The 13,004-nt window shown below is 73.9% G+C and carries 12 protein-coding genes; 2 read left to right on the plus strand and 10 right to left on the minus strand.

Going from position 1 to position 13,004, the window contains the following annotated elements:
• Positions 1-90 precede the first annotated feature (90 nt).
• Complete coding sequence (locus tag ACLWS4_RS00775) at positions 91-1,305, plus strand: XdhC family protein (protein ID WP_375873457.1); 1,215 nt, start codon at positions 91-93, stop codon at positions 1,303-1,305.
• A 100-nt stretch (positions 1,306-1,405) separates the two neighbouring features.
• Positions 1,406-1,699 carry a hypothetical protein gene (locus ACLWS4_RS00780; RefSeq protein ID WP_049654035.1) on the plus strand — a complete coding sequence of 98 codons (294 nt, stop codon included), beginning with the start codon at positions 1,406-1,408 and terminating at the stop codon, positions 1,697-1,699.
• Between the two features lie 18 nt (positions 1,700-1,717).
• On the opposite strand, the gene ACLWS4_RS00785 is transcribed toward ACLWS4_RS00780, so the two are convergent.
• The 10 genes from ACLWS4_RS00785 to allB all read right to left on the minus strand — a co-directional run bounded on the left by ACLWS4_RS00785 (position 1,718) and on the right by allB (position 12,908).
• Positions 1,718-2,338 carry a LysE family translocator gene (locus tag ACLWS4_RS00785; RefSeq protein ID WP_049654038.1) on the minus strand — a complete coding sequence of 207 codons (621 nt, stop codon included), beginning with the start codon at positions 2,336-2,338 and terminating at the stop codon, positions 1,718-1,720.
• Positions 2,339-2,432: 94 nt separating this feature from the next.
• Positions 2,433-2,630 carry a type II toxin-antitoxin system VapB family antitoxin gene (locus ACLWS4_RS00790; protein ID WP_049654040.1) on the minus strand — a complete coding sequence of 66 codons (198 nt, stop codon included), beginning with the start codon at positions 2,628-2,630 and terminating at the stop codon, positions 2,433-2,435.
• A gap of 97 nt (positions 2,631-2,727) precedes the next feature.
• Positions 2,728-4,482 (minus strand): SDR family oxidoreductase, encoded by a 1,755-nt coding sequence (locus ACLWS4_RS00795; protein WP_416873039.1) that lies wholly within the window; start codon positions 4,480-4,482, stop codon positions 2,728-2,730.
• Entirely contained in the window at positions 4,479-5,375 is an 897-nt protein-coding gene (locus ACLWS4_RS00800; RefSeq protein WP_074004312.1) for a M24 family metallopeptidase, read from the minus strand. Before ACLWS4_RS00800 ends, ACLWS4_RS00795 begins: the two co-directional genes overlap by 4 nt.
• A gap of 13 nt (positions 5,376-5,388) precedes the next feature.
• Positions 5,389-6,477: a PDR/VanB family oxidoreductase gene (locus ACLWS4_RS00805; RefSeq protein ID WP_416873040.1), complete on the minus strand. Its 1,089-nt coding sequence runs from the start codon at positions 6,475-6,477 to the stop codon at positions 5,389-5,391.
• Positions 6,478-6,524: 47 nt separating this feature from the next.
• Entirely contained in the window at positions 6,525-7,442 is a 918-nt protein-coding gene (locus tag ACLWS4_RS00810) for a metal-dependent hydrolase (RefSeq protein ID WP_049657802.1), read from the minus strand.
• 244 nt (positions 7,443-7,686) lie between these two features.
• Positions 7,687-8,466: an IclR family transcriptional regulator gene (locus ACLWS4_RS00815; protein ID WP_074004310.1), complete on the minus strand. Its 780-nt coding sequence runs from the start codon at positions 8,464-8,466 to the stop codon at positions 7,687-7,689.
• Between the two features lie 251 nt (positions 8,467-8,717).
• Complete coding sequence (locus ACLWS4_RS00820; protein WP_416873041.1) at positions 8,718-10,178, minus strand: catalase; 1,461 nt, start codon at positions 10,176-10,178, stop codon at positions 8,718-8,720.
• A 116-nt stretch (positions 10,179-10,294) separates the two neighbouring features.
• Complete coding sequence (alc, locus tag ACLWS4_RS00825) at positions 10,295-11,491, minus strand: allantoicase (RefSeq protein WP_416873042.1); 1,197 nt, start codon at positions 11,489-11,491, stop codon at positions 10,295-10,297.
• A gap of 10 nt (positions 11,492-11,501) precedes the next feature.
• Positions 11,502-12,908 carry an allantoinase AllB gene (gene allB / locus ACLWS4_RS00830; RefSeq protein WP_416873043.1) on the minus strand — a complete coding sequence of 469 codons (1,407 nt, stop codon included), beginning with the start codon at positions 12,906-12,908 and terminating at the stop codon, positions 11,502-11,504.
• Positions 12,909-13,004 lie beyond the last annotated feature (96 nt).

Raw genomic sequence — 13,004 nt, forward strand, 5'->3', positions numbered from 1 at the left:
CCGCCTCGGGTGCCACCGCCGCCGTACGGGATCGTTTCCCGTACGGCGGCGTCTCCCGCTACTGTCGAAACCGTGTAAGGAGCCTCCCCCATGCAGGACATCGCCGAGCAGCTGCGGGCCTGGCACGCGTCCGGGCGCTCCTTCGCCGTGGCCACCGTGGTCGGCGTCTCCGGCAGCGCTCCGCGCGACCCCGGGGCGGCGCTGGCCGTGGACGCGGACGGCGAGGCGGTCGGCAGCGTCTCCGGCGGGTGCGTCGAGGGCGCGGTGTACGAGCTGTGCCGGGCCGCCCTGGCGAGCGGCGAGCCAGTGCTGGAACGCTTCGGGTACAGCGACGAGGACGCCTTCGCGGTGGGTCTGACCTGCGGCGGCGTCCTGGACGTGTTCGTCCAGCCGGTGGTGCCGGGGGCCGATGCCGGGCTGGACACCGGGATCGCGCACATCGCGGCCGGCACACCGGTGGCCCTGGTCCGGGTGATCGCCGGACCGGGCGGGGCGGGCGGGCTGGTCGGGGCCACCCTGGCGGTCACCGCGGACGGCGTGGCCGGCGCGCTCTCACCCACCCCCTCGACGGTCGGCGCCCTGGAGCGGGCGATCGTCGTGCGGGCCCGGGCGATGCTGGAGGCCGGACGCACCGGCCGGCTGGTGCTCGGCCTGGACGGCCGCCCCTGCGACGAACACGGCCGGGGCACCGTCACCTGCTTCGTCGAGTCGTACGTGCCCGCGCCGCGGATGCTGGTGTTCGGGGCGATCGACTTCGCGGCCGCGGTGGTGCGGATCGGCAAGTTCCTCGGCTACCACGTGACCGTCTGCGACGCCCGGCCGGTCTTCGCCACCGCCCGCCGCTTCCCGGAGGCCGACGAGGTGGTGGTCGACTGGCCGCACCGCTACCTGGACTCCCAACTCGGCCGGATCGACGGACGCACCGTGCTCTGCGTACTCACCCACGACGCCAAGTTCGACATCCCGCTGCTGGAACGCGCCCTGCGGCTGCCGGTCGGCTACGTCGGCGCGATGGGATCGCGCCGCACCCACCGGGACCGCGCCGCCCGGCTCCGCGAGGCGGGGCTCACCGAGGCCGAACTGGCCCGGCTGCGCTCCCCGATCGGCCTGGACCTCGGCTCCCGCACCCCGGAGGAGACGGCGGTCTCGGTCGCCGCCGAGATCGTCGCCCACCGGCGCGGCGGCAGCTGCCTGCCACTGAGCGCCTCGGACGGGCCGATCCACCACGACCTGTCGCGCACGGGGACGGAGGGTGACGGGGGCGGCGCGGCCGGCGGCCCGGCACCCCGCACCCACGCGGCCTGAGCCGGGAACGGCTCCGGCACCGCTCACGTTGCGTGGCCACCGGCGCGGCGGGAGGCTGGAGTTGCGGACTCGCCCCGAGCCCGGGGAAGGAGCGGGCACCATGCGCGCCCTGCTGGAGGTCGAAATCGACACCGCGGCCTCGAACAAGCTGATCAGCGACGGAACGATGGCCGAAGGGGTCCAGCGCATACTGGCCCAACTGAAGCCGGAGGCGGCCTACTTCCTCAACCGCAACGGGAGCCGCGGCATGGTCATGGTCGTCGACGTCCCGGACGAGGCCTCGCTGCCGTCCATCGCCGAGCCGTTCTGGACCCAGCTGAACGCCACCGTCGACCTGCACATCTGCATGAACGCGGACGAACTCATGGAAGGACTGAAGCGTCTCGGCCGCTGAGCGGCCCGAGGTCCCGCTCTAGTCGGTCAGCGCCAGCTTCACGCCGAAGCCCACCACCACCGCGCCGGTCACCCGGTCCATCGACCGCCGGGCGGCCGGCCGGCGCAGCCAGCCGCGCAGCACCCGGGCGAAACCCACCAGGACGGTCGACCAGAGCAGGCCCTCCACGACGTGCACGCAGGTCAGCGCCACACCGGCGGCGAAGTGCGGGACGCCGACCGGGATGAACTGCGGCAGCACGGCCACGTAGAAGACCCCGACCTTGGGGTTCAGCAGATTGGTCAGCGTGCCCCGCCGCCAGCCGTGCGCGAACCCGCCGTCCTCCGGCTCCTCCTCGGCCGCCGCCTCACCGCCCCGGTTGCGCAGCATCCCGATGCCCATCCACACCAGGTACGCCGCGCCCGCCCATCGCAGGACCTCGTACGCCACCTGCGAGGCGGTGAGCAGCGCCGTCACCCCGGCCGAGGTCAGCGTCCCCCAGATCAGCGTCCCGGTCTGGATCCCCAGCACGACGCCCCACGCCTGCCGGCGCCGCCCCAACGCGGAGGTCCGCAGGACCAGCGCCGTGTCGAGCCCGGGCGTGAGCGTGAGCAGCCCCACGACGAGGGCGAAGGACCACAGGGCCGTTGTCATCTCCATGGGCCTCGATGCTCTCACAGCCCCGGAGGAGCGTCGTCAAACGGCCATCGCTCAGTCCGCCGACCCCGGCGGGACGACCCACTCGGTGGAGCGCTCACTCACCCTTTTCCACCGGCCCGGTGAGATCGGGCAGCCCACCGTCCTCGAGCCAGGTCGTGAAGACCTGGCGCTTGCGACGCTTCACCGCATCCTCGAGAGCGGCGTTGACGGTGGCGGTCTTGGTCGTCGTACCGAAGATCTCCGCAGCCTCGGCCAGCAGGTCGTCGTTGATGTCCATCACGGTACGGGCCATGACCAACCTCCCGAGCGAAGCGGGGTCTGCGATATCGGGTTCGACCGTATCCGATATCGCAGGCCCCACGGGGCCCGATCGGCCGTTGTTCACCCGGTCAGGTGATGTTGAGGCGGGCGGCGAGGCGCAGCAGGCCGGGGCTGAGGCGGGAGAGGAAGCGGGCGGCCTTGGCCTCGGGGGTGACGGGGACGACGGGCCTGCCGGTGCGGACGGCGGTCACGATCGCGGTGGCGACCTTCTCCGGGGGGAAGCCGCGGCGGGCGTAGAGCTTCGCGGCGCGGGCCTGCTTGGCGGCCTGCTCGGTGGAGGTGGTGGCGGAGAAGGTGGAGGTGCGGGTGATGTTGGTGTTGACGATGCCGGGGCAGATGGTGGAGACGCCGATGCCGTGGCCGACGAACTCGGCGCGCAGGCAGTCGGAGAGCATGAACACCGCGGCCTTGCTGGTGGCGTAGGCGGTGAGCGCCTTGGACGGCAGGTAGGCGGCGGCGGAGGAGACGTTGACGATGTGGCCGCCCCGGCCGCGGTCGGCCATCAGGGTGCCGAAGGCGCGGCAGCCGTGGATCACGCCCCAGAGGTTGACGTCCAGGACCCGCTGCCACTCCTTCTCGGTGGTCTGCAGGAACGTCCCGGAGTGCCCGATGCCCGCGTTGTTGACCATGACGTCGGGCACCCCGTGCTCGGCCGCGACGGTCTGCGCGAAGGCGTCCACCGCGGCGCCGTCGGAGACGTCCACCCGGTAGGCGTGCGCCTGCGGGCCGATCAGCGAGGCCAGTTCGGCGGTGCGCTCGGCGGCCGCGAGGTCGAGGTCGCAGACCACCACCCGGGCGCCGTCCTCGGCGAAGGCGAGCGCGGTCGCCCGGCCGATGCCGCTGCCGCCGCCGGTGACCACGACCAGCCGGCCGTCGCCCTCCTCGGGGCGGGCCCGGCCCTCGTCGGTGCGGGTGGTGAACTCGCGGACCAGTCCGGCCACGGTGGCTCCCTTCTCCAGCAGCGCCGACCAGTGGCCGGCGTGCAGCGTCCTGCGGGTCAGGTTCGGCGCCCAGCGCTCCAGCCCCTCGGAGAGGTAGGTGCCGACGTACCGGTCCCGGGTGAGGGTGATCAGCTGGACCGGCACCTCGGTCGGCCGCTCGCGCGGACTGCCCAGGGTGGGGCGGAAGTTGGCCCGGTACAGCTCGATGCCGCGGACCGCGTCGCGGCGCAGGGTGGGCTGCGGGTGGTCGGCGCGCGGGGTGACGTGCTCCAGGTCGCGCAGCACCCTCGGCCAGGCCCGGGCCAGGCCGAGGCGCCAGAGGCCGGGGGCGAGGTAGGGCAGGTGGAAGGCGGTGATGTACCAGGAGTGCAGGCCCTGGTGGAGCAGTTGCCCCAGGTGGCGGGGGGTGGGGCGGCGCAGCCGGTGGCGCAGCCAGTGGCCCATGTGGTCCAGGCTGGGGCCGGACAGGGTGGTGTACGAGGCGATCCGGCGCTCGGCGCCGGGTGCGGTGACGGCCTCCCAGGACTGGATCGAGCCCCAGTCGTGGGCGAGCAGGTGCACCGGGCGGTCGGGGCTGACGGCGTCGGCGACGGCGAACAGGTCCTCGGCGAGGTGCTCCAGGCGGTAGCCGGACCGGTCGGCGGGGGCGGCCGACTCCCCGGCGCCGCGCACGTCGTAGCGGACCACGTGGTGGTCGCGGGCGAGGTCGGCGGCGATGTCGTCCCAGACGGTGTGGGTGTCGGGGTAGCCGTGCACGAGGAGGACGGTGGGGGCGTCCGGGTCGCCCTGCTCGAAGACGGCGAGCGGGAGGCCGCCGGAGTGGACGGTCCGGCGGCGGACCGGGGGCTTCGCCCGCGCCTGGGGCTTCGTCGGGAACGTCATCGGGTGGCCTCCAGGGTGGTCGGCTCGGCGGCGGTCGGCTCCGTGGTGGCCGGCTCGGTGGCGGCGGCGGTCCAGCGGCGGACGTGCGGCAGGTCGTCGTCGAGCCAGTAGGCGTCGTCCTCGGTGACCACCAGCAGTTCCTCGAACTTGATGCCCACGCCCCGGAAGCCGATGTGCGGCTCGACCGCCCACAGCCCCGGGGTGGGCGCGTGCCGGGACGACCGCCCGTCGGCCCAGAGCGGCGAACGGCCGTGCAGCCGCTCGGTGACGAGCTCGCGGCCGAGGGTCTGGAGGGTGCGCACGCCGAAGCCGAAGACGTTCACCCCGGCCGGGCCGCGCGCGGTGTTGCGGGTGACCTGGTGGCCGATCACCCGGCCCGGGTAGACCTGGTGGCGGTTGTCGTAGCCGTGCGCGGCGATCTGGGCGTCCACCGCGGCGTACACCTCGGCGAGCGGCCTGCGGGCCCGCACCTCGGCGAGGATCAGCTCGCGGTAGACCTTCAGGTCGGCGGCCAGCCGGTCCCAGACCCGGTTCTCGCCGACCTTGCCGCCGTAGCCGATGTCGGCGGTGTAGCCGTCCACCACGGGCGCGCAGTCCAGCACGTACGGCATGCCCTCCTCCAGCCGGCGGTTGCCGGCGAAGAACTGGAGCGGGGTGTGGAAGTGCCGGAACGCCGTCCGGTCGCCGAACCAGGCGAAGGGGACGTGGAAGAAGTCCTGCACCCCGGCGGCGACCAGGCGGCGGCGCAGCTCGGCGGTGGTCTGCCGCTCGGTGACGCCGGGTTCGATCCAGGCGGCGACCTGTTCGGCGCAGTGGTAGGCGAGTTGCTGGGTCTCGCGGAAGCGGGCGAGGTCGCGCTCGGTGTAGCGGAAGGCGGGGGTCGCTTTCGCCATGGCGGAGCTCCTTCTAGAGGTCGAGCACGAGGGTCTCACCCTCGGCGGCCCGGGAGACGCAGGGCAGCAGGGCGCCGGCGGCGCGCTGCTCGGGGGTGAGCCTGCGGTCCCGGTGGTCGGGCGAGCCGGCCAGCAGGCGGACCTCGCAGGTGCCGCAGAAGCCCTGGTGGCAGGAGTACGGGAGGTCCGGACGGGCCTCGCGCAGCACGTCCAGGGCGGAGCGGTCGGCGGGGACGTCGAGGGTCGGGCCGTCGGTGCCGAGTCGGACGGCGAACGGTTCGCCGTCGGTGACCGGGGCCGCGCCGAAGCGCTCGAAGTGCAGGGAGGCGGCCGGGGAGCCGTCCAGGGCGCGCTGCACGGCGGAGAGCATCGGGGCCGGGCCGCAGCAGTAGACGGCGGCGCCGCGCGGGGCGTGGGCGAGCAGTTCGGCGCCGGTGGGGACGCCGCCGTGCTCGTCGTCGGTGCGCAGCACCACCCGGTGCGGGTCGAGGGCGCGCAGCTCGTCCGTGTACGGGAGGGTGTCGGCACTGCGGCCGACGTGCACCAGGCGCCAGTCCAGGCCGTGCCGCTGCGCCTCGCGGACCATCGGGAGCAGCGGGGTGATGCCGATGCCGCCGGCCAGCAGGAGGACGGCGGGCTCGGCGCAGAAGGCGAAGCCGTTGCGCGGGCGGCGGGCGGTGAGCCGGGTGCCGGGGTGCAGGGCGTCGTGGACCTCGACGGACCCGCCGCCGCCCTCGGGCAGCCGCCGGACGGCGATGCGGTAGACGGCGCGGTCGGCCGGGTCGCCGCTGAGGGAGTAGTGGCGCTCGCGGCCGGAGGGCAGGACGAGGCGCAGGTGGGCGCCGGGCTGCCAACCGGGCAGCGGGCCGCCGGAGGGGTCGGCGAGCCGCAACTCGACGACGTCGGCGGCCGGTCGGCGGCGTTCGGCGACGACCAACTGGAGCGGCGGGGTGGGGCGGCTGAGCGGGCGCCGGGGGTTGCGGCGCAGCAGGGGGCTGCCGAGGGCCGGGGAGTAGCGGTCGCCGAAGGCGGTGAGCCGGCGCATGAAGCCGTCGGCGCGGGGGCGGCCGTAGAGGTCGGGGGGCGGGGCGAGCGGGTCCATCCGGCGGGGTCCTTGGGGTGAGGGGGGAGAGGGGGCTGTCGCCCGCGTCAGCCGCGCCCGGCGGCCGCGCGGGCGGCCGGGGAGGCGGCGAGGTAGCCCAGCGCCTGGCTGGACGAGCCCTCCTGGGTCGGGTGGTAGCCCGGCCGCAGGTAGCGCAGCCCGGAGCGGACCGACTTGACCGGGTCCGGCAGCAGTCCGCGCTTGGCGATCCGGCCGGCCTCCCGCCAGGTGGGCTTGAGCCGCCCCGCCAGGGTGGGGTCGGCGGCGAGCAGGAACCGGGCGCCGCGCACCCAGAGGTGGACCAGCAGCGGCCCAGAGACGGCCATTCCGCGCACCCGGCGGAGGTAGCCCGGGTCCAGGTGGACCATCAGGTCGTAGGCGACGCTGCGGTGCTCGACCTCCTCCGCGCCGTGCCAGCGCAGCAGGTCCAGCATCGTCGGGTCCGCCTTGGCGCGGTCCAGGCCCGGGGAGTTGAGCGCCCAGTTGCCGAGGAAGGCGGTGAAGTGCTCGATCGCCGCGATGAAGGCGACCCGCTCGATGACGTTCTCGCGCTGCCGGGCCGGCGACAGCCCCGGCTTGTCGCCGAGGACGCGCTGGAACAGCCAGGAGATCTGCCGGACGTACGGCCGCGGGTCGAGCCCCTGGCCGAGCAGGTGGTCCAGGACCTCCTGGTGCGCTTCGGCGTGGATGGCCTCCTGGCCGATGAACCCGAGGACCTCCTCGCGCAGTTGCTCGTCCCGGATGAGCGGCAGCGCCTCCTTGAACACCTTGACGAACCACCGCTCGCCCTCGGGCAGCAGCAGGTGCAGCACGTTGATGACGTGGGTGGCCATCGGCTCGTCCGGGATCCAGTGCAGCGGCAGCCGGGACCAGTCGAAGCGGACGTCCCGGGGCTCCAGCACGAGGCTCTCGTGCACGCGTGCGGCGGGCGCGGCGAGGGCGGGGACGGGGGTGGAACGGGGCATGGCAGGCCCTCCTGACCTGGGGGCGGCGGCTCGGCTCCAGGGAAACGTACTCGCGGGTAGCCATCGGGACAAGGGGTTCGGCACCCCTTATCGACATCGAGTCTAATAAGTGACTCGCACCGTCGGGCGACGCGCGCGGCCGGACGCCATCGGACACCGTGGGGAAAAGCGGGAAACGCGGGAGGCCCCACCGGTCTCCCGGCGGGGCCTCCCCGACGTCACGCGCGCGACGGCCGCCCCGCCGTCAGACCGCCATCGCCAGCATCAGCGGCGCCGCCCGGGCCGCCAGCAGCTCGGCGGCGGCCTTCAGCTTGTGGATGTTGTCCGCCGGCATCGAGGTGGCCAGGCAGCCGACCGTGCTGCCCGCCGTGATCGGCACGGCCGCGCACACCGTGCCCAGCGCGTACTCCTGGATGTCCAGCACCGGCACCGTGGCCGGCTGCCGCTCCAGCCGGTGCATCAGCTGGTCGGCGTCGACGACGGTGCGGGAGGTGAGCCGGGCGACCGGGTGCCGGGAGAGGTGGTCGCGCCGGGCGTCCGCGTCCAGCTGGCCGAGCAGGCACTTGCCGATCGCACTGGCGTGCGCGGTGGCCCGGAAGTCCACCCACTCCTGCACGGCCGGGGCGTAGTCGGCGGCCGAGACCGCCTCCACCGACAACTCCCCGTCGTGGTACCGGGTGAAGTACACGGCGGCGCCCAACTCGTCCCGGAGTTCGGCGAGCTTGCGGTTGAGCCGGGCCTTCACCAGCTGCTCCCGGTTGTGCTGGCCGAGCAGGGCGAAGGTGCCGCCCAGCAGCCAACCGCCGTCCTGGCACTGGAGGTAGCCCTCGACCTCCAGGATCTCGGCGAGCCGGCGCACGGTCGGCAGCCCGAGCGAGGTCTCCCGGGCGAGGGCCACCAGGGTGGCTCCGTCGGAGTGGCGGTCGACCGCCTCCAGCAGTCTGAGGGCGTGCTGCAGGGAGGTGAACGGGCCCGTCGGACCCTGGTCAAGCGCGGCGTGACGACCCGGGGCTGGTGTCGACATGTCGTCCCCTTCCGATGTCCCCCCACGGAGCGACCGCGGGCGCACACCAGCCTATCGACCCGGCGGCTCCGACGACTGCCGTCCGTACATATCCGTGGACAATCCGTGCAGGCCCACCGGCCGACCTGGGCGGACGCGACGGGCCCCTCCCCCACTGCCCGGGAGGAGGGGCCCGTTCCGCGGCCGCCGGGTACGGGCCCGGCGGCCGCGAGGGTGGCGGTGCGGAGGATGGTGCGGGCGGTGCGGGCGGGTCAGCCCTCGTCGCCCGCGCGCAACTTGGCGACGGCGGCGGCCAGTCGGGCGCCGTACTCCTCGTCGGCGGCGTGGAAGTGGGCGAGGTTCCGCTCCACCACGTCGTCGCGCGAGACCTGCGCCAGGAAGCCCGCGATGTTGCCGACCAGGCGGGTCTTCTCGCCGTCCGACATCAGCCGGTACAGCTCGCCGGCCTGGAAGAAGTCGTCGTCCTTGGTGTGCGCCGGGGTGGTGTAGGTGCCGGTGTGGCCGGTCACCTTGACCGGCGCGGCCGTCGCGTCGCCGGTCTGGACCGGACCGTCGTACGAGTTGGGCTCGTAGTTCCTGCCGCGGCCGGCGCTGTTGGCGGCCATCTGGCCGTCCCGGCCGTAGTTGGCGGCCTCGGTGGCGCGCGGGGCGTTCACCGGCAGCTGGGTGTGGTTGACGCCGAGGCGGTAGCGCTGGGCGTCCGCGTAGGCGAACAGGCGGCCCTGGAGCATCTTGTCCGGGGACGGGCCGATGCCGGGCACGAAGTTGTTCGGCGAGAACGCGGCCTGCTCGACCTCGGCGAAGACGTTCTCCGGGTTCCGGTTGAGCACCAGGCGGCCGACCTTGACCAGCGGGTAGTCGGCGTGCGGCCACACCTTGGTGAGGTCGAAGGGGTTGAAGCGGTAGTCCGCGGCCTCGGCGACCGGCATCAGCTGGACGTAGAGGGTCCAGGACGGGAACACCCCGCGCTCGATGGCCTGGTGGAGGTCGCGCTGGTGCGAGTCGGCGTCGCCGCCGACCACCTCGGCGGCCTGGTCGCCGTCCAGGCAGCGGATGCCCTGGTTGGTCTTGAAGTGGTACTTCACCCAGTAGGCGTCGCCGTCGGCGTTGACCCACTGGTAGGTGTGCGAGCCGTAGCCGTTCATGTGGCGGTAGGAGGCCGGGATGCCCCGGTCGCCGAACAGCCAGGTGATCTGGTGGGTCGAGGCCGGCAAGTGGGCCCAGAAGTCCCAGACGTTGTCCGCCTCCTGCACGCCGGTGTACGGGTCGCGCTTCTGCGAGTGGATGAAGTCGGGGAACTTGATCGGGTCCTTGATGAAGAACACCGGGGTGTTGTTGCCGACGAGGTCGTAATTGCCCTCCTCGGTATAGAACTTGAGCGCGAAGCCGCGCGGGTCGCGCACCGCGTCGCTGGCGCCCAGGTTGCCGGCCACGGTGGAGAAGCGCAGGAAGACCTCGGTGCGCTTGCCGACCTCGGAGAGGAAGCCCGCCCGGGTGTACCGCGCGACCTCGTCGGTGACCTCGAAGTAGCCGTACGCGCCGGAGCCGCGGGCGTGCACCACCCGCTCCGGGATGCGCTCGCGGTTGAACCGGGCCAGCTTCTCCAGCAGGTGCTGGTCCTGGATCAGCAGCGGACCGTACTCGCCGGCCGAGGCCGAGTTCTGGTTGTCGGCGACCGGGGCGCCGGACTCCGTGGTCAGGATCTTGGGCATGGAGGGTCCTTCAGGTGTCGATAAGCGCGGTGCGTGGAGAGTGAGGTGACGAATCGTCAGATCCGTTCGCCGGAAAAGGTTCCCTGGGGTTCCCGACGAGCGGATCCGACGGGTCGTCAGTTTCCGAGCAGGCTCCGGACGACGGTCGCGGCCGCGGCCGGGTCGACCACCGGGCGGGCGGCGGTCAGCGCGGCGGCCTCGTCGGCGGTGAGACCGGCCCCGGTGAGGGCCGCGACGGCCTCGGCGGCCGGGAGGGCGTTGAACCAGCGCAGCGCGAGGGCCGCGCGGCCGGCCCCGGTGAGGCGGCCGGTGAGCCGGAGGCGGGCGAGGCCGCCGTCCGGGTGGACGTTGATGCGCACGTGGGTCACCGGGCGGCCGGCGGCGAGCCGGAAGCGGTGCCGGGTGTCGGGCTGGAGCCGCGTGCGGGGCAGGAGTTCGAACCACTCGCCGTCGGCCGGGTCGGCCCCGGTCGAGGCGTCGAAGCCGATCAGGTCGGCCCAGCCGGGGGCATTGGCGACGAAGTAGGAGGTGTCCACTTCGGCGGCCAGGACCTCACCGCCCCCGGCCAGGGCGATCTGCACCCAGTCGTTGGCCTTGTCGCGCCGACGCCGGGTCTCCCAGCCGTCGCCCATGACGGAGGCGCGGCCGGGAGCGTTCAGGTTGTGCGGGGAGGAGAAGTAGCGGTCGGAGGCCGCCTCGGCCACGCCGCCGTACTCCTGGGCGGCCAGGTCGAAGGTGAGGCCGTCCAGTTCGCGCGGATCGGGCAGTACCTCGCCGTGCACCCGCAGCCGGGCGACCCCGCCGTCCGGGAAGATGTTCAGCCGTACGTGGGTGTAGCGGGTGCCGTCCGCGACGGCGAACTCGTGGGCGGTGTCGCCGTCGAGCGCGGTGCGCGGCACGATCGTGGTCCACTCGGCGTCCTGGAGCTCCTCGGGCGAGGGGTGGCCGGGGACGGACGCGGCCTCGACCGAGGCGGTCTCCGGGTAGTTGCCGGTGAAGTGGGCGGTGTCCACGATCACGCCGCGGACCACCCCGGCGGCGCCGAGCCGGACGATCGCCCAGTCGTGGTCCTCGTCGGTGGGGTGCGGCTGGTCGGCGGAGACGCCGCGGCGGCGCTTGGACTCCCAGCCGTCCATGATCTGGCCCTTGTGGCCGAAGGTGTGCGGGCGGAACTCGGCCGGCTTGGCGACCAGCAGGTTCTCGGCGTCCGCGAAGGTGTCCTCGTTGGTGGCGACGACGCCCGCCCCGAGCAGTCGGGAGGCCAGGTCGACCAGCTCGGTGAAGGGAGCACTCGGGGTGTCGGCAGTGGTCACTGACTCTCCTTTAGGCGCGTTCGGACGGGATGGGGGTGGCGGTGGTGAAGCGGGTGGGGTCGGCCTGCGGCCGGGCGAGCTGCCGGCCGAAGGGGCGGGCCGCCGGGTCCACCTCGCGGCCGCGCAGCCAGGTGGCGCGCACCGCGCCGGTGAGGGTCCGGCCCGCGTACGGGGTCACCGGGTTGCGGTGGTGCAGCCCGCTCGCACGGACGGCGAACCCGCCGTCCGGGTCGAAGGCGACCAGGTCCGCGTCGTGGCCGGCGGCGATGGCGCCCTTGGTGCCGGTCAGGCCGACCAGTTCGGCCGGTCCGGCGGACATCCAGCGCACCACGTCGGCCAGGGTGTGGCCGCGTCGGCGGGCCTCGGTCCAGACGGCCGGCAGGCCCAGCTGGAGCGAGGCGATCCCGCCCCAGGCGGCCGCGAAGTCGCCGCTGCCGCCGTACTCGGGCAGCAGCTTGAGGTCGGGGGTGGACGGCGAGTGGTCGGAGACGACGGCGATGAACTCGCCGCGGCCCAGGGCCTCCCAGAGCGCGTCCCGGTTGGACTCGTCGCGGATCGGCGGACAGCACTTGAAGGCGGTGTCGCCGTCCGGCACCTGCTCGGCCGCGAGGGTCAGGTAATGCGGACAGGTCTCGGCGGTCACCCGTACGCCGTCCTCGCGGGCCTGCCGCAGCAGCGGCAGCACCGCGGCCGAGGAGACGTGCAGGACGTGCACCCGGGCACCGGTGCGCCGGGCCGTGTCGAGCAGCCGGGCGACGGCCGCGGTCTCCGCGTCGGCGGGCCGGGAGGCCAGGAAGTCCCGGTAGTGGACGCCGGGTTGCTGCGGGGCGGCGGCGAGCACGGCCGGGTCCTCGGCGTGGATGATCGCCAACGCCCCGATCCTGGCCTGCTCGGCCAGCGCCGCCTCCAGGTCGGCGGCCTCGACGTGCGGGAACTCGTCCACCCCGGAGGGGGCGAGGAAGCTCTTGAAGCCGAATACCCCTGCCTGGTGCAGCGGTTCGAGGTCGGCCAGATTGCCGGGGACGGCGCCGCCCCAGAAGCCGAGGTCCACCCAGGCCTGGCCGTCGGCGGCCTTCCGCTTGAGCGCCAGCCCCGCCACCGTGGTGGTGGGCGGGATCGAGTTGAGCGGCATGTCGACGACCGTGGTGACGCCGCCGGCCGCGGCGGCCCGGGTGGCGGTGGCGAAGCCCTCCCACTCGGTGCGGCCGGGCTCGTTGACGTGCACGTGGGTGTCGACCAGGCCGGGCAGCAGGGCGGTGTCGCCGAGGTCGACGAGCTCGCCCTCGCGGGCCGCGAGCGAGCCGTACGGGGCCGTCCGGGCGATCCTCCCGTCCTGGATCAGCACGTCCGCGGGGCGCTCGCCGTCGGGCAGGACCGCCCGCCGGGAGCGGATCACCGTCGGCTGGCTGAAAGGCATGGGGGACCTCCGGAACCTGGGAGTCGAGGGTGTCGGAACACGGGGGAGGCGAGGGATTGCCGGGAGCCTAGGCCCGCCTTCAACAAAACGTCAATG

It is taken from the genome of Kitasatospora sp. SC0581 (assembly GCF_048159585.1).
Taxonomy (GTDB): Bacteria; Actinomycetota; Actinomycetes; order Streptomycetales; family Streptomycetaceae; genus Kitasatospora.